This is a genomic window from Coleofasciculus sp. A1-SPW-01 (assembly GCF_040217205.1).
In the GTDB taxonomy this organism is placed as follows: Bacteria; Cyanobacteriota; Cyanobacteriia; order Cyanobacteriales; family Coleofasciculaceae; genus Coleofasciculus; species Coleofasciculus chthonoplastes_A.
Window position 1 is genome coordinate 35,300 of sequence record NZ_JAVJNP010000048.1, and the last position, 17,241, is coordinate 52,540.

General features: G+C 45.5%; 14 protein-coding genes. 3 read left to right on the forward strand and 11 right to left on the reverse strand.

Annotation, left to right across the window (positions count from 1 at the left end):
- Window positions 1–98: 98 nt before the first annotated feature.
- Together RH949_RS08430 and RH949_RS08435 are read right to left on the reverse strand one after the other, a co-directional pair.
- Entirely contained in the window at window positions 99–890 is a 792-nt protein-coding gene (locus tag RH949_RS08430) for a glutathione S-transferase family protein (protein ID WP_006105760.1), read from the reverse strand.
- Between the two features lie 96 nt (window positions 891–986).
- A complete protein-coding gene (locus RH949_RS08435) occupies window positions 987–1,763 on the reverse strand; it encodes an MBL fold metallo-hydrolase (protein WP_006105767.1) in 777 nt (258 codons plus the stop codon).
- A gap of 332 nt (window positions 1,764–2,095) precedes the next feature.
- Between RH949_RS08435 and RH949_RS08440 the strand changes: the two genes are divergently transcribed.
- On the forward strand, window positions 2,096–2,338 hold the full coding sequence (locus tag RH949_RS08440) for a hypothetical protein (protein ID WP_006105755.1): 243 nt from the start codon (window positions 2,096–2,098) through the stop codon (window positions 2,336–2,338).
- Window positions 2,339–2,470: 132 nt separating this feature from the next.
- Here RH949_RS08440 and RH949_RS08445 read toward each other — a convergent pair whose 3' ends face one another.
- The 5 genes from RH949_RS08445 to RH949_RS08465 form a co-directional block, all read right to left on the reverse strand.
- Window positions 2,471–3,163 carry a carbonic anhydrase gene (locus RH949_RS08445; protein ID WP_006105779.1) on the reverse strand — a complete coding sequence of 231 codons (693 nt, stop codon included), beginning with the start codon at window positions 3,161–3,163 and terminating at the stop codon, window positions 2,471–2,473.
- 230 nt (window positions 3,164–3,393) lie between these two features.
- Entirely contained in the window at window positions 3,394–3,825 is a 432-nt protein-coding gene (locus tag RH949_RS08450) for a PIN-like domain-containing protein (RefSeq protein ID WP_446352547.1), read from the reverse strand.
- Window positions 3,822–4,526 (reverse strand): DUF433 domain-containing protein, encoded by a 705-nt coding sequence (locus RH949_RS08455; protein WP_044210827.1) that lies wholly within the window; start codon window positions 4,524–4,526, stop codon window positions 3,822–3,824. Before RH949_RS08455 ends, RH949_RS08450 begins: the two co-directional genes overlap by 4 nt.
- A 537-nt stretch (window positions 4,527–5,063) precedes the next feature.
- A complete protein-coding gene (locus tag RH949_RS08460) occupies window positions 5,064–6,395 on the reverse strand; it encodes a sensor histidine kinase (RefSeq protein ID WP_006105722.1) in 1,332 nt (443 codons plus the stop codon).
- A 255-nt stretch (window positions 6,396–6,650) separates the two neighbouring features.
- Entirely contained in the window at window positions 6,651–7,715 is a 1,065-nt protein-coding gene (locus RH949_RS08465; protein ID WP_446352548.1) for a diguanylate cyclase domain-containing protein, read from the reverse strand.
- A gap of 503 nt (window positions 7,716–8,218) precedes the next feature.
- On the opposite strand from RH949_RS08465, the gene mnmA reads away from it, so the two are divergent.
- Both mnmA and sat read left to right on the forward strand, forming a co-directional pair.
- A complete protein-coding gene (mnmA, locus tag RH949_RS08470; RefSeq protein WP_446352549.1) occupies window positions 8,219–9,283 on the forward strand; it encodes a tRNA 2-thiouridine(34) synthase MnmA in 1,065 nt (354 codons plus the stop codon).
- A 593-nt stretch (window positions 9,284–9,876) separates the two neighbouring features.
- On the forward strand, window positions 9,877–11,049 hold the full coding sequence (gene sat / locus RH949_RS08475; protein ID WP_006105726.1) for a sulfate adenylyltransferase: 1,173 nt from the start codon (window positions 9,877–9,879) through the stop codon (window positions 11,047–11,049).
- 44 nt (window positions 11,050–11,093) lie between these two features.
- Here the strand turns inward: sat and RH949_RS08480 are convergent, their stop codons facing one another.
- The 4 genes from RH949_RS08480 to RH949_RS08495 all read right to left on the reverse strand — a co-directional run bounded on the left by RH949_RS08480 (window position 11,094) and on the right by RH949_RS08495 (window position 17,233).
- Window positions 11,094–12,182: a glycosyltransferase family 4 protein gene (locus RH949_RS08480; RefSeq protein WP_446352550.1), complete on the reverse strand. Its 1,089-nt coding sequence runs from the start codon at window positions 12,180–12,182 to the stop codon at window positions 11,094–11,096.
- 323 nt (window positions 12,183–12,505) lie between these two features.
- Window positions 12,506–13,876 carry a DUF1800 domain-containing protein gene (locus RH949_RS08485; RefSeq protein WP_446352551.1) on the reverse strand — a complete coding sequence of 457 codons (1,371 nt, stop codon included), beginning with the start codon at window positions 13,874–13,876 and terminating at the stop codon, window positions 12,506–12,508.
- 120 nt (window positions 13,877–13,996) lie between these two features.
- Window positions 13,997–16,078 carry an ATP-dependent zinc metalloprotease FtsH gene (gene ftsH / locus RH949_RS08490; RefSeq protein ID WP_446352552.1) on the reverse strand — a complete coding sequence of 694 codons (2,082 nt, stop codon included), beginning with the start codon at window positions 16,076–16,078 and terminating at the stop codon, window positions 13,997–13,999.
- A gap of 489 nt (window positions 16,079–16,567) precedes the next feature.
- Complete coding sequence (locus tag RH949_RS08495; RefSeq protein WP_157453411.1) at window positions 16,568–17,233, reverse strand: hypothetical protein; 666 nt, start codon at window positions 17,231–17,233, stop codon at window positions 16,568–16,570.
- Window positions 17,234–17,241 lie beyond the last annotated feature (8 nt).

Sequence of the window (17,241 nt, forward strand, 5' to 3'; positions counted from 1 at the left end):
TTGGTTCGGTTAGTGTATCGATTCAGTAACCCCAGTTAACGGTCAAAAGGAACAAGGTAGGGGCATGGCAGTGCCATGCCCCTACATATAGCTGATGTTTATTCAATCTCAATAGAGGTTGGTTGCGAATCGCTGGTTCCCGTTGTGGTCAATGGCGTGCGATACTCAGCATAGAGGCGATCGCGCCAGTCGAAGAAGGTTTGATACATGCTACTATCGGCTAAACCAGGAATACCTTTCCCGTTCAGGGAGTCAGGCAAATCCAGATAGGAACCTTCGGGAAATTTCAGCAGTAAACTCACCCCAGCCACGGCAAAATCAGCTAAACAGGGACTGTCTGTGACCAGATAGGGGCGATCGGACAAAATTAAGCTGAGGGCTTCTAAGTCTTGCTTCAGGCTGTCTCTGGCGTCTTTGAGGGCGTCTGCACTGCAACCGAAACCAATCCCCAAAACCTCAAACACTTCTGCGGGAACACCGCCCAGAACGGTTTTGAAGAAATCTGGCGTATCTTTGGGTAATACTGATGTGCGATAGCTGGGATTGTGACTTAATGCCCCATAGAAGACTTTACGACTTTTGACACCAATGGATTCATCTGCCCATTCTTCCATCAGCAAGCATTGGGCGCGTTGGTGGGGATCGGTGGGAATTAGGGGCTTGTCGGGATACTTGCGATCTAAGTACATCGCGATCGCAGTCGAATCAGCAATGACGGTATCTCCATCTTTGAGAACCGGGACTTGCCGTTGACCCGATAGGCGATACAAGTCTAGCTGTCCGATTCCGGGAGTGACTTCAATTTTGCGATAGGCTAGCCCTTTGTAATCGAGAATCAGCCGCACTTTTTCCGAAAACTGCGACATTTCAAATTGATACAGTTCCAACATGATTTATCTCCTTAGGGTTTAGTTTGATCGTTTGTCCTTTGTCCTTGGGAATTGCTTCAATTGAACCAATAACCCAGGACAGTAATGTGCAGAATACTAAGCCATTTGAGGTGTCAGGTTAAGTTCCAGCGCTTCTTTTGGCTGAGGGTCAATCACCTGAGTGGATAGGTTGTGCTGTGCCAGTTGCGATCGCAACTCTTCCAGACTACCAACCTGATTCAACAGGAAATCTAACATTCCCTCGTACTGAACTCCACCTCCGGCGGCTGTGGGTAGAAACACTTGGGGTTGCACCCATTGTGCCAGTTGCAGTGCGGTACGATGCCCTTGGATAATCGGTCCCAGCACAGGTAATTCCAACGTCACCACGGGACTAATCACCACATCGATGGGAGCATACTCTTTTAACTGCTCCGATGGATACCCATGAGGTTCATAATAGAGACTTGTACCACTCTCTAACTGTTTGACCAGATAGGCATTTTCCTGCAAAAAAGGACCAATCGGTGCCCCTGGTAAGGCGCGGATTTCAATTTGGTCAGCGAGGGTGAAGGTTTGACCAAAGGCTAACGGCGTCACCTGAGTATAGCCCAACTCTTTCACCACCGTTGCTGCATTCTCTGAACCCACGACGGGAATCGTCTTGTCCAGCTTTTCCAAGGTAGGTTTGTGGGCGTGATCATCGAGTCCCTGAGATAGCAGAATCAAGTCTATCTGATCAGGAAGCGCATCCAAGGCTGGAGGTTTGTCGCCTTTGAACAACCAGGGCATATTGCCAAAGATTAGGGAATCCACAAGCCAGGGATCAATCAGGATGTGTTTTTGCCCAAGTTCGAGTAGCCAGCTATTGGCGCCGAAGTAGGTTAGGTGCATGGCAGTCCGACTATAGTGTCATCTCTCCCAATTGTAAAGTTTCTTAAAGTTTCTGCCCGTTGTCTGGGGGGAGATGGGGAAGCTGGAGAAATTAACTCAAAACGCTTCGTGTTCCCTGACATAAGACAAATGACGAATGTTAGGGTAGAAACGAATACAGGGAAATCTACCAAAAGCTAGTAGGAACTGTTGAGCATTTAAACCCTACCGTAGGGTGGGTTTCGACTTCGCTCAACCCACCAAGGCTCAGTCAGTATCATTCATCGATACCCAATGTAAATGCATGACAGCTTCCCGAAATTTCTATCCGAGAATTAATTAGCTGATTTTCCATGTCAACCCTAATCGAAAAATTACTTGCCGCCGGCTGGTGTTACGAAAGTAATCGACCCAGCCATAGTCATGAAAAGACCGAAATCTATAAAGATTGGGAGATTATTACCTATCCTGAATTAGCCTTACATTATCTGCCAACTGGAGAATATTTTATTGGTTCGACTAATCCCACCTTAGGGTCAAAAGTCTCCCAAGCTAAAATCGGCGTCATTAAGGCACTAATTGACTCTTCCGACTAAAATCACGCATTTGTAGTGGTATGGCACATCTAATTTGATCAATTAGGCTCATACCCAGCAACTGTAGGGGCGCAAAGCGTTGCGCCCGATTCAATGGTAAAATCTATTCCACTGACAAAGGACGAATTACACCTAATGAGCATTATAAGAGCCTTTAAAGATACGCTCTTGCTGTTCTGGCGTAATCCAAGTCGCTCTAGCAAATTGGGTTCTTGGTGGTATGAACTGACCTTGAACCGGGTTATATTCCATAACTTCTCCCGATTCAATTTCATACACCCAAGCATGGAGTTGCAATTTTCCGGCTTTAAGTCGAGACTGAATTACCGGATACGTGCGTAAATTTTCCAATTGGTTAAGAACATTCTCTTGAATAGACACATTAAGTAGGTCTTCCCCTTCGTAGCTTTGATAATGTTCCTTAATAATCCGCCGCGTTGCTTCCGCGTGTTTGAGCCATTCGTAAACCATTGGCATATCCTCTTCCAATTTGCTGAGTTTCAGCAATCCTTTCATCGCGCCGCAGTGGGAATGACCACAAACAATCACATCTTCAATACCTAATGCATGAATAGCATACTCAACGGCTGCACCTTCTCCGCCATTCGTCGCTCCATAGGGAGGAATAATATTCCCCGCATTACGGATGATAAACATTTCCCCGGGTTTGGTTTGGGTAATCAGATTGGGATCAATCCGGGAATCGGAACAAGTAATAAATAGAACTCGCGGATGTTGTCCTTGAGAAAGTAACTCAAATAACTCCCGGTGCGTTGTAAAATAATTGGTCTGGAACTCATGCAGACCCTGGATTAACTGTTTCATCGATCAACTTTTCCACAAGATAAGGGGACATCATTGTCTATGATCCCACACAAGCGTAAGTTGTCACGCATTTATTTTGAGAGTTGAGGCTGACAGGGGGATGGAGGGACTCCGCAGACAAGGAGATCTCCTTCAATAGAGGAACCAAGAACAAATCCCCTTATAACTCAGTCCGCGTTAGGGAAGCATTTTTTGACGGAAAGTATCGAAATTATTGGTTAGCAATGGTTTCAAGACTCAATTTCATCAAGTAAGTCGGTGGCGTCTTTCCAAGCCACCACTTTGCCATCTTTATACAGTTTTGCAATGAAGGGAGCCTGATTTTCTGAAATGAATTTCAGCATAGATGGTAAGGCATCTCGAAAGGCAATCGCTGTTTCTTCTCCAGACAGTTTTTTCGAGGCAAGGGTGAACATCCGAATGCCTGCACGGGCTACAGCTTGGCGTTCTAGGGTATTTCTAGCAATGCGTGCATCTTTTGTTAGGATGATCCAACCCCATTCTCCAACTTGTGGTATCCAGTCTTGATCGAAGGTATTTTGTGGAAAATGATCATCATGAATTTCGACGCTAACCCCTGTTTCTTTCAGCATTTCTAGGATGGGATGTTTTCCTAAGCAGCGATCAATGAAAAAGACGGTTGTTTTTGGCTTGAGATTCATGCAGCAACGGGGCGACTCACACAGCGTATAGCTTCCTCGATTTTATCGATTTCACATTCATAATCATGGGCAAGCTGTTGGGGAGAATCACCAGCATAAAATCTTTCGCCAATGACATCTACAGGAATTCCTGTACCTGCAATGACCATTCTACCAAAGGCGACACGCGGATCTATCACGACAAAACATGGGTTATTTTCTTCTTGATTGCGGGTGAATGGGAATAGCTTAATGGCTAAACCTTTATCATCAGATTCGATTCTTTCTAAGTGGGTTTTTAAGGCATTTTTTAGGGTCTTTTTACCATCCTGTGATGCATTGATAAGAGAGCCATAATGGTCAATAAATAAATCAACACCATCTGTATAAAATTCTTGATGTGCGAGGGGATGGTGGATGTTAATTTTTTCGTTGATGTAATCTAATGCCGCTCTAACTTTTGCTAAGTCGATGTGATGATGTTGGCGGATAGCTCTGAGAACATGAATTTCAATTAGGTTGATGAATGTCAGGGTTAAGGGTTTTCTTTTCTTAATGTCGATGACGGGTTCAAATTGTTTATTGCCGTCTGTGATTTTGTATTGATAGCCGACTGTCCAAGACCGAATGGTTGAGTAGGGTATATTCAGATAGCGGGATGCGTCCCCAGCCGAGTAAGTGGGAATATCGCGTGGGTCTTTACCGCCATAAATATCAATCATTGTGATGTTGTTTAACCTTTATCTGTTTTTATTTTAAGCCTAAATGTCTCTATTTTATTAAATCCTTAAGGTAAAAATACTCAGGAATTACGCAGCTACGCTATCTATAGTGGTAATGGTGAGTTAAGCTGGGCTAACACACCTGAAGGGGTGACACAGTAATCGAAATCGATAGGAGATCCTCCAAAAAAACTGTAACAACAAGCTACAAATTTTTTTTTAGAGATGTAACCGTGGAACGTCTCAACAAACCGCTATTACGCTTACCGACGCTCTAGTAGTGGCGTGGCACACCTAATTGGTGGATTAGCCTTACATCCTCCAAACCGTAGGGGCGCACCGACGTGCGCCCGATTTAATCATAAAATCTATGTCACCATTTTAGCTGTGCCACGCCAGTAGAGTTCAATTTTTCCCTACACTCCATACCCTGTCTGACCCTCAATTCCCTTGTCATGTGGTGAGATGAAAGTGAAGCCGAAAGCTTTCCAGAAGCTCGAACAGGCGCGAGATAGTTATCCAATGGTTACAGATTAATTACTCTAATGGTAATAAAATTTCAAAGGTTGTCCCTTTCCCTAACTGTGACTGCATTAACAATTGTCCGTTATGTTTCTCAGTGACAATTTGATGAGTAATCGCTAACCCTAATCCTGTCCCTTTTCCGACTGGCTTAGTCGTAAAAAATGTCTCAAATATCCGCTCTTGAATATTGGGTGCTATTCCTGAACCATTATCACTAATTTTTACCAAAACCCAGTCCCTTTTATGCTGTTGCTCCAGGCGAGTGTTAATTTCAATCTGAGGCTGCCATGAGCCAGACCCATTCCCAGCTTTTTCTGCCTTTTCAGTCAGGGCATCAATAGCATTACTAATCAGATTCATGAAAACTTGGCTTAGTTGACCCGACGAACAATTAACCAATGGCAATTCATCATAATTTTTAATAATGTTAATTCCTTTTTTAAGTCGATTGTTTAAAATAATTAACGTACTTTCAATGCACTCATGAATATTCGCAGACTGATGTCTCGACTCATCCATGTGTGAGAAGTTTTGCAGGCTACCAACAATTTTGGTTAATCGTTCTGAGCCTAATTTCATGCTTTTCAGGATTTTCGGTAAATCCTCTAAGATAAAATCGAGTTCATAATCTTCTTTGAGTTGACTTAAATCTTCTGATGGCTTTGGAACTTCTGCGGCGTAGGCTGTCAATAGATCAATTAACTTGTCACAATAATCATCTAAGAATTCAAAATTCCCGGTAATACACCCGACTGGATTCTTAATTTCATGAGCAATCCCCGCTACCATTTGTCCCAAACTTGCCATTTTTTCGGTTTGAATCATTTGAGCTTGAGTTTGATCATGCAAAAGCTGGGTGGTGAGTTCCTGAATTTGCGACTGAGCCACGAGTAATTGATGCACATCTAGCAAGCGGTAGGTTCCTGACTCTAGTTCTACAATAATGGGTTCGTAAACAAATTTTGGTGTACGCTGAAGTGAACGGCGAGCCGCATCAACTATTTTTGTATCTCCTCTGAGGATTAAAATATCTGCATTGACAAAGCGGTATAACGAGTGCAGCGGACGTTTTAAGAACAGTTCCAATCCATAAGGACTACTCATTTGTTCCAAAAACTGCCTGCGGGAAATCATCCCGACAAGTTTTCTATGTTGGGTGAGAATAACTCCGGGTAATAGAGGATTTAATTGGAACGATTGAGCCACGTCTCTACCGGGTTGAACTGATTCCACCTGAAAGTGATAGAGATTAAGTTCTCGGATAGTGGAATCTAAGGTCAGATTAGCGGTCTCGGCTTGGGGTAAGACGCATAAGTCGGGGTAGTAGTCTTGAAGAGAAACCATAATGCTATAACAATTAAACCTCTAATTTGTATATAAACCCACAATCAACTATTTGTCTTATGGTTTGTAAAATGATTTAATAGTTGGTTTGTACGAAATATTCTAGAAAATAAAGATGCCCTGAAACGTTAATATCGTTTTAAGAAACGATTAAACTTTAATAAAGACCAAGTGAACACGGGAAATTAATCCAATTTAAGTAGAGAATCCCTGATATAAACTAGAGACGGTTGAAGTTATCCATCAGCATTAATGCTAACGGGTATAAACAATCACGCGATCGCGTCCGGCTGATTTAGCTTGATATAATGCAGCATCAGCGGCTGCGGTCAAGGTTGTTGGTGATCTGCGTGGATTAGGAATGGTACTGGCGACGCCAATACTCAACGTAACGCAGTGACTCACAAAAGAGGTTGCATGGGGAATGTTTAAAGTCCGCACCGCTTGTGCAATCGCTTGAGCCACCTGAATTGCACCATCGAGAGGAGTCAGGGGCAAAATGACCACAAATTCTTCACCCCCATAACGCGCTACTAAATCTGCGGGACGCTTAACTTGACGCTGGATAGCCGATGCAACTTCTCGTAAACAGTCATCACCCGCCTGATGACCGTAAGTATCATTGTAGTATTTAAAACAATCTACATCACACATAATTAGCGACAGCCAAGAGTTTCCCACACAATGTTGTTTCCAGCAGGTTTGTAAATAGTCATCAAATCGCCGACGATTGGCAACCCCCGTTAAACCATCAGACTTGGCGAGTTCCTCTAGTTGCAGATTAGCAATTTCTAACTCCTGATAAAGCTGCTTGAGTAACCGGGTGGCTAGTTCGTGAATATACAACTGAGCCACTAATAATTGATAGGCGTCCAATAGGCGGTAAGTTTGGGTGGTTAACTCCACAGCGATTGGTTCATAGAGTAAAGCTGAAGGACGTTCTAAACAATGGCGTGCTGCTGTAACAATTTGGGTATCCCCGGTTAAAACTAACACCTCAGTCTGGGCAAAACGATATAATGATTTGAGTGGTCGCCGCAAAAAGAGTTCCAGTCCATAGGGACTGCTCATCTGTTCCAGAAACCGTCGCCGCGAAAGTATGCCCATAAATCTCCCCTGTTCAATTAAAATAACTCCTGGTAATACAGGGTTTTGTTGGAATATCTGAGCCACTTCCTCTCCAGGTTGAGACGCTTCAAATTGAAAATTATAGAGAGGTAATTCTTGCAGTGTCGCATTTACACTCAATTGTTTTATCTCTGGGTAAGATGTCTCAAGTTGCATAGATGGCTGTTGTATAGAATACATCGATGAATCCATAAGGGTTCTCTCTTCTCTCTAGCAACTGTTAAAAATAAAATTTTAACACCGATTTGTAAAAAGTTCGGATTTAAATTATACAGTTTTGCTCAATAGATTTACATTAAGTTAAGCAAATAAAACAAGGTTAAGATTGGGTTATTAAAAAGTAATCAGTAGAAGACTAAACGGGTAGCAAGTAGGTTGGGTTGAGGTACGAGATCCAACGCAACAAGGATAACCATGGTAAAAGGGTAATATTTGTATTGCAGTGAACTACAGGTATGACTGGCTAATGGTTTTTGGGTTGTGCAGCAAACCCTAAATAAGTACCTAGACATAAATTCTGTCCGCTGTACGAAGAAATGTTAACAAGCCTCAAACCCTTACTGTTACCTGTTGCCTGTTGCCTGTTGCCTAATCTCAACCGTCAACTTGAATGAAAGTCCGACTACTTAGCAGGTGGGGATGTTAGCCTAGATCAACAATTGATGTTTCAAAAGGATTAGTTGTCCATTCATGTCATGAAGAAAGTCGTCGTCGGTCTATCCGGTGGAGTTGATAGTTCAGTTGCCGCCGCTACCCTACATCATCAAGGCTATGAAGTCGTTGGTCTGACCCTGTGGTTAATGAAAGGTAAGGGTCAATGTTGTTCTGAGGGAATGGTCGATGCGGCGTTTATTTGTGAGCAACTGGGCATTCCTCATCATATTGTAGACAGTCGTGAGGTTTTTCAGGCAAATATCGTCGATTATCTGGTTTCGGGGTATGAATCGGGAATCACGCCCTTGCCTTGTTCTCAGTGCAACAAAACGGTTAAATTTGGTCCCATGTTGGCTTATGCACGGGAGACGTTAGGCATTGATAAAATTGCCACGGGTCACTATGCGCGGATTCGCTATGATGCCAAGAGCGATCGCTATCAGTTGCTGCGGGCGGTAGACTCTAATAAAGACCAGTCTTATTTCCTGTACGACTTAAGCCAAGAGTTACTCGCCGCCTCGATATTTCCTTTAGGCGAACTGGAGAAGACGCAAACGCGACAACTGGCGGCTGAGTATCAGTTAAAGACGGCAGCTAAACCAGAAAGTCAGGACTTATGTTTGGTTGAGTCCCATGGTTCAATGCGAACGTTTCTGGATCAGTATATTTCCCAAACCACGGGAGATATTGTTGATACTAACGGTAAAGTCTTAGGTCAGCATCAAGGAATTCACCATTACACGATTGGACAACGCAAAGGACTCGGCATTGCTGCACCTGAACCGTTATACGTTGTGGCGATTGATGCCGGGGCGAATCGAGTCATTGTTGGCGATCGCGCCAGTGCAACTCAACCTGATTGTACCGTGGGGCGAGTCAATTGGATATCGATTCATCCGCCAACGACTCCAATTCAGGCGTCTGTGCAAGTGCGTTATCGCAGTCATCCCGTAGATGTGACGGTTATTCCCCTAGAGGGGAATCGGATGAAACTGATTTTTGATCAGCCGCAATTTAGCATTACTCCCGGACAAGCCGCCGTCTTATATGACGGGGAAATGCTGCTAGGCGGTGGAATTATTGAACGAAATCAGGATGCAGTGTAGAGACGTGCCATGGCACGTCTGGGATATGGGGGGTTGTTCTGTAGGGTGGGCATTGCCCACCTACGGTAACTATTTTGGCAATGGTTCAATATGTCCATGAGTAGGCTGGTTTGAGGCACGAAATTTGCCGGGATTTACCCTGAATTTAAACTCTCTTTGGTGATTTTGACCGGAAACTTGGGTCCAGGCTCCCCGTCCTTCGACAGGCTCAGGAACACCTTCTAGGACGGCTTTTTGTGCTATCATAGTAAGCGGTTGAAATCCCCGCCTAAGCTTGCAGCGATATACACTCCACAGGATAGGAGTTGAAACCGGGACTGAGCCAGCAATAGGGAAAGACTGAAGGGCAACGGACGATCCGACCTGGAGGCAAACAAAAACAGTATTTGTGTTTTTGCTCTAAACGATACGTGTAGTCGCGGGAGGGCATTCCGAGACTTAAAACGGACAGGGAGCGCGTGTAAGACCTGTTTTCAGGCTGTGTGCGTAGAGCTGTCACCCCCATTCAGCGACCATTCTTTTAGGGGTGGCGTGGTGAGGAATCCCCCGCGCTTTTAGCCGGGGGAGGATGTCAAGCAATAAAGGAAAAGACATTGAGTAAGCATTCGGATGGAATCGCCCCTCATGGGGGTCAACTTATCAATCGTATTGCCTCAGAACAACAGCGATCTGAATTTTTAGAGAAAGCGGATTCCCTACCCAGGGTGCAACTTGATGCCTGGGCAGCATCTGATCTAGACTTAATCGCGATCGGTGGATTTAGTCCCTTGACCGGGTTTATGGAGCAAGGGGATTATGAGTCAGTCGTGGATAATATGCGTCTGGCGAATGGTTTACCTTGGTCTATCCCAGTTACTCTATCCGTTAATGAGGACGTTGCTGAACCATTAAAGGAAGGCGACTTAGTGCGTCTGGATGACCAAAATGGGCGCTTTGTTGGCGTTTTAGAACTCACGCAAAAATATCGCTATGACAAAAAGCGGGAAGCGATGAATGTTTACCGCACCGATGAGGAGAAGCACCCCGGTGTCAAGGTGGTTTATAACCAAGGAGACGTGAATCTAGCCGGTCCAGTTTGGTTATTGCAACGGTATCCCCATCCTCTGTTTCCTAAGTATCAAATTGATCCGGCTCAATCTCGGACGTTGTTTAAAGAACGGGGATGGAAAACGGTGGTGGGTTTCCAAACCCGAAATCCCATCCACCGGGCGCATGAATATATTATTAAGTGTGCCTTGGAAATTGTTGATGGTTTATTCCTGCATCCCTTAGTTGGTGCAACCAAAAGCGATGACATCCCCGCCGATGTGCGGATGCGTTGCTATGAAATTATGATGGATAACTATTTCCCCCAAAACCAGGTAATTTTAGCGATTAACCCAGCCGCTATGCGCTATGCGGGTCCAAGGGAAGCAATTTTTCACGCGATCGTGCGTAAGAATTACGGTTGTACTCACTTTATTGTGGGGCGGGATCATGCAGGTGTGGGTGACTATTATGGTACCTACGATGCTCAGCATATCTTTGAAGAGTTTGAGCCGGATGAATTGGGGATTATTCCGCTAAAATTTGAACACGCCTTTTACTGCGAAGTGACGGAGACAATGGCAACAGCCAAGACAAGTCCCAGCACTCCAGATCAACGCATTCACTTATCGGGAACCAAGGTAAGGGAACTGTTGCGTAAAGGTGAGTTACCTCCGCCGCAGTTTTCTCGACCTTTAGTCGCGGCGGAATTGGCGAAGGCGATGAAGGTGGAAGATTGATATCCTGCAAGTGAGTAGGGGTTTGGTAACCAAACCCCTACTGGTCAAGTTCTCTTTTCCCATTCCATCAAAATAGTGTACAACCACTGCTCCACGCGATCGCACATCGCCTGGGTCGAGTATTTGGCTTCGGCTTGTTGACGACAGGTATAGCGGTTAATCCTATCTAATCCGTTAATCGCCTCAACCAATCCCGCCACAGAATCCGGTTCTACCAAAAACCCCGTTTTCCCCTCCTCGACAATTTCCGCCGGTCCACCGCGACGGTAAGCAATCACCGGCACGCCACAGGCGAGGGCTTCTATTGCCACATTGCCAAAGGCTTCTACCCAACGCGGCGTCATTAATAATCCCCGACATTGGCGTAAGTGTTCCTGCAACTCACTCGTCGAGAAAAACCCTAAATAATCAATCGGCGCTTTCGGGTAATCCCGCAAAATCTGTTGCCAATAGTCCTGATTTTGCAGCACTCCCATAATTTTCAGGGGAATCCCCGTCTTATGAGACGCCGCCACTGCATCCTCTAACCCCTTTTCTGGGGAAATTCGCCCCATCCATGCCAACCACGGTTCAGGTTCTGGACAAAAATTATAGCATGATAAATCAATACCATTCCCCAGACACCGACAGCGATCGCCAAATGTAAACGTAGCCGCCTGTGCATGAGAATGAACCGCCACTGTACCCGGAAACGCCATCACCACTTGCTCAATTATCTCATCCATCGCTTCTGAGATAGAACCCATACTCACCAAATGGGCAACAGGACGAGAAAAAAACGGCGTTACATAAAAGGGCAGCCAATCATACGCAAAATTGACAATTAAATCATAGTCGAATTGCACTTGCCGTGCATAATCCCAAAACCCCGCCAAAACCGAAGCTGGGGGAATAATAATCGGTGTATCTCGTGCTTGTGTTTGAGTGCTAGTTTGCACCGTTCCGCTAATTTCCACCAGAGGCATACCCCAACCCGTAGACCCTTGTGTTGCTACAATGGTGACCTGATGTCCGCGTCTGACTAAATCGCTAGCAACATTACGCAACGTTAATTCAACACCGCCCGTCAATCCCGGACCCAAGGGACCCACGGGACTAGAAATAAGTAGTAATTTTAGAGAATTCTTGTTCATTAAATTATAAATTATTAAAATAACCAGTCAATTGTAGTGGTGTTGCACACCCTTGGCAATATGAATTAACCATTAACCCGGAAACCATAGGGGCGCAAAGCTTTGCGCCCGATTCAATGGTCAAATCCATTCCACAATTTTAGCAAGAGGAGGCGATTGAAATCGCTGCTACACAAACAAAGTGCGCCTGCGCGGACTAGGTTATAACGGGGATGCTAAACCAGATTTGGTATATACTTTTTTAGATGCCGTTGTTTTTTCTTTTTCGATGTAACTTCTTCCCCATATTCTTTCCTTGACTGTTACCGAGTTTAATTGAGTCATTATCGATACATCATATCGGGACTTCCTAAAATTAAAGCTGCCCGTAACTTTTCGGGACTATTCTCAATCTCCATTTTAGTTTGAGCCGAAATACTATCACCTAATGTATTCAGAAGTTGACTCGCATCCACTGATTGATTATCACCCAAGCGTCCCTGGGCTATCGCCGTTGCCAAACTGACCCGCCGCAGCATCGCATCGGGACTCAACCAAGCCTCTTGAATATTTTTATAGCCCTCAGGAGTGGAACAGTTATAAAGCGGCATACTCAGTTGATTTAACATACCCGAAATTCGCTTTAAATTTGGCTCTTTTGTCCCCGTCGCCCGGACAGCCGAAATAATATAATCATAGGGTGTCTTAAATTTACGACCATACTCATTTACCTGCCAAAACTCAGGACGTTGAAAAAGGGTGTCTAAGACAGCGCGAATATCCCCCTCTGTCTGCAAAAATTCCTTAGCCAGCCGCTTCACTAAACCGGAAGGTGGGTCATCGGCGACAAAGTATTGGGCAAGTTTATAACTAATATAACGGGCAGTCGCTGGATGACTCGCTAAACTATCGATCGCCTGTTCCACTTCCGCTACGCCACTGCCTTTAATCCGTTGACCTAGAAATAGTTTATCACTATAGTCATGGCGGTTTATATCGAAATAAAAGCCATTACTATCCCCCTTATTCTCATCCAGATCCAAACCCCATCCGGTTAACATATAAGCTAAAGCAATTACATCATCCTGACTATAGCCGCCATCAACACCCAAGGTATGAAGTTCCATCAATTCACGGGCATAATTTTCATTAATACCGCGAAATTTCCCCTTTGCACCCGGACTATTGGGGGCAGTATTGCGCCAGTTATCTAAATAAACCAACATTGCCGGATGATGAACTGTTGCGGCTAGCAAATCCCGAAAACGACCCAGGGCATAAGGTCGAATGGCTTGCTGTTCATAGGCACCAACCCAGAATTTAATGTCTTCTTTTCTGGCAAAAACATTAAAGTGATTAAACCAAAAGTTTACCATTACTTCTTGCAATTGCCGAGGACTGGCGATCGCACGCAGTAATCGCGCCTGTATTGCTTGCTGTAAGGGTTGTTTAGCTTTTTGGCGAGCTTGCTGACGTTCCTCCTCTGAACGCTGTTTTTGGCGGCGAGGTTTATACTGTCTGAGTAATTGAACTGGAGTCAGTTTTAGAGTACGCCATTGATTAAGCTGGCGAGTTATTTGCGGAGGTTCGGGAATGGAGTCTGGCGAAAGTTGAGATTGAATATAAGCCTCAATCCCCATCGATTGGATTTGTTCAATATCACCGGGACGAACACCAAAACTGAGACGATTTAGAATATGGAGAGATTTCGTCATTTGTCTTATGTCTTATGTCTTATGTCTTATGTTGATTAGGAAATCTCTACCTCATCTCCCCCAGCTCCCCCATCTCCCAGACGCGCCATGGCACGTCTCTACATTGCTCCCCCATCTCCCCTATGAAGCTACACGATTATTCTCCAAGGCGACAAAATTATCCGCTGGGCGCACTTGTTGCAGCAGATTTTGCAAATTTTCCCCTTCAATCACCTCCGTTGCTAATATCTGTTGTGCAATTTCTTCGAGTAAATCGCGATTGTGATTGAGAATCGCTAAGGCTTTCCGATGAGAGTTTTCCACAATTTCTCGCACTTCCACATCAATCGCTTTTGCCGTTTCATCACTCATACTCCGGCGTATATTTCCGCCACTATTGCCCAAAAAACTATTGCCTTGAGCCTGATTATACGCCAAAGGACCCAAAACTTTACTCATGCCATAAGTTGTGACCATGCGTTCAGCTAACTCTGTGGCGCGTTGCAAATCATTCGCCGCCCCTGTGGTGATATTACCAAAGACAATTTCTTCAGCGGCGCGTCCTCCTAATAGGGTGGCAATATCGCCGCGAAGTTCCGCTTCATTCATCAAAAAACGGTCTTCTGTGGGGAGTTGCAGTGTATATCCCAACGCAGACATTCCCCGTGGCACAATGGAAATTTTCGCGACTTTACCACTTCCCGGCATTAACGCACCCACTAAAGCATGACCAACTTCGTGATAGGCGACAATCTTTTTCTCAACATCGCTGAGAACCCGGCTTTTCTTCTCCAACCCCGCCACGACTCGTTCAATGGCTTCGGCAAAGTCGGCTTGAGCAATGGTATCTTGTCGCTTGCGGGCGGCTAATAAGGCGGCTTCATTGACTAGATTGGCTAAATCCGCCCCAGCAAACCCAGGTGTCCGAGTTGCGATCGCGTGCAGATCCACATCCTCGCCTAATTTGACTTTCTGGGCATAAATGCTTAATATTTCTTTACGTCCAGCTAAATCAGGACGGTCAACCAATACCTGACGGTCAAAGCGTCCTGGACGTAACAAGGCACGATCTAAGCTTTCGGGGCGGTTTGTCGCGGCGAGGACAATCACCGTCGCATCGCCAGCCGCAAAGCCATCCATTTCTGTAAGCAACTGGTTGAGCGTTTGTTCCCGTTCATCATTTCCGCCACTATGGAAATTCCCACTACTCCGAGATTTGCCGATCGCATCCAATTCATCAATAAAAATAATACAGGGTGCCTTCTTTTTTGCCTGATCAAACAAATCCCGCACCCGCGCCGCACCGGTTCCCACAAATAGTTCCACAAACTCCGAAGCGGAAATACTAAAGAAGGGAACCTCTGCTTCCCCAGCTACCGCTTTTGCCAAGAGTGTCTTCCCCGTTCCTGGAGGTCCCACCAGCAGTACCCCTTTAGGGATTCGCGCCCCAATTGCGGTAAAGCGATCGGGGTTTTGCAGGAATTCGACAATTTCCACTAATTCTGTCTTAGCTTCCTCCGCCCCCGCGACATTAGCAAAGGTAATTTTAGCCGATTCTCCTTCTACATAAACCTTTGCCTTACTTTTACTAAACGAAAGCGCACCTTCAGCGTCTCTGTCATTGCGGCGCAGGAAAAACTGAAAGGCGGCAACGAGGATTAGCGGCGGAACCACCCAACTTAACAGACTCAGTAACCAACCATTTTTGGGAGGAGGCGCAGCAAAAAATTCAATCTCTTGTTCCTGAAGCGTGTTCACCAAGTCTGGATCATAAACCCGGAGTGTGGCATAGATTTGTCCTTGTTGCTCATCTTGGTTGAGCAGTTCATCGGTTGGGTTGAGCGGATCGTCAGATGGTGAATTTAACGGATTGTCGGGTGTGTCCAGATCCGGTTCTACTTCTGTGTCTAGGGGCGGTTCTGGCGTTTCCAGCAAGTCTTGAGTGGCTTGGAGAGGATCTTGAGTGGCTTGCAGCAAGTCTTGAGTCGCCTTCAGGGGATCTTGAGTGGGCTTAAGCTGATAAATCACTTGGTCTTCCCCCACCGAAACCCGGGTGACTTTACCGTCGTCCAGTTGGTCGAGAAATTTGCTATAGGGTACTAGGGGAAACCGAGGAGATTTGGGTACAAACAAGTACCCCAGTAAGGATACACTCGCCAGAATTAATAGGATAAGACCAATCTGGCGACCGTGTGGCGATTTCGGTTTGTCTTTAATACTCATACATTTGTTATCTGCACGCTTGATGCCGTGGGCTTGGGTGGATGGGAGAATTCCTATTTTTAGGGTAACAAGTTAGCGTCTTATTCAAGGCATCAGAAGCCAACGCTCTCCCGTAGGGGAGCGTTGGGTACGCATTCGTATCAACTTACAGCGCTTTGCGCTGTAATAAAGTATAGTAGATCAAATTCCCCCTTTTTAAGGGGATTTAGGGGGATCGACAATGTACCGCATAGCAGAGCAAACTGCTGTAAGGTGCAAACTAATACTGACAAGGTTTTAAGTTGTGTCTATCTACTCCTTGACATTTTCCCCCTCATCCCCTAACCCCTTCTCCCACCGTGGGGAGAAGGGGGATCGGATTCTCTTACTCCCCTCTCCCGTGCAAAAAAAGCGAAGCATCTGCTGGCTTCCCCCTTTTTAAGGGGGACGGGAGGGGGATCTAAAAGGGGGACGGGTGTAGGTTTGCCCTCTGTCTTCTGCCTTTTTGGACTAACGCTCATATTCCACATAGTCCACTTGTCTATCATCAAGAGGAGGCGGTATTACTTCAGTGCGCCGCCTAGCTGAGGGGGCATAAGGAAGCGCATTGTAGGGATGGGGGACAACGTAAGTCGTCCGAGGTGGACGGGGTTGTTGTTGTCGCGACAGCACTGCTAATAATCCCACAACTACAACACCACCACTAATCGTTACCGCCATACCACCCAATCCCCAAACCAAGCCGGAAATAATCGAATTATCTTGCTCAGACTGCTGCACAGGAGTTACAGGGGGCGCTGCTTCAATCCGAGGGGGTATGAAACTATTGGGATTATTGGGATTAGTTTGTCCCATAAGATTGTCAATCAACGCTTGCTGATTTTGCATTTGAGCTTTTAGCTGTTCCGTTTCGGCGCGTTGCTGTTCCAGCATGCCTTTCAAGCGTTCTACTGTAACCTGTTGCTGTTCAAAATCATTACCTGCAAAACCTGGTGTTGTCTGAACTGGCATTTGCGGGTTCTGCCCATAAGCCGGATTATAGGGATTATAAGAATTGCTCTGTGGAAGTTGAGCGGTTTGAGAGGGAGGGGCATTGGTAATGCCAAGACTGTCTCCGCCTTTCATCATAAACAGAACCGCTACCCCCGCAAAGGCAGCCCCTGTTAGGAATGCCATACCATCAC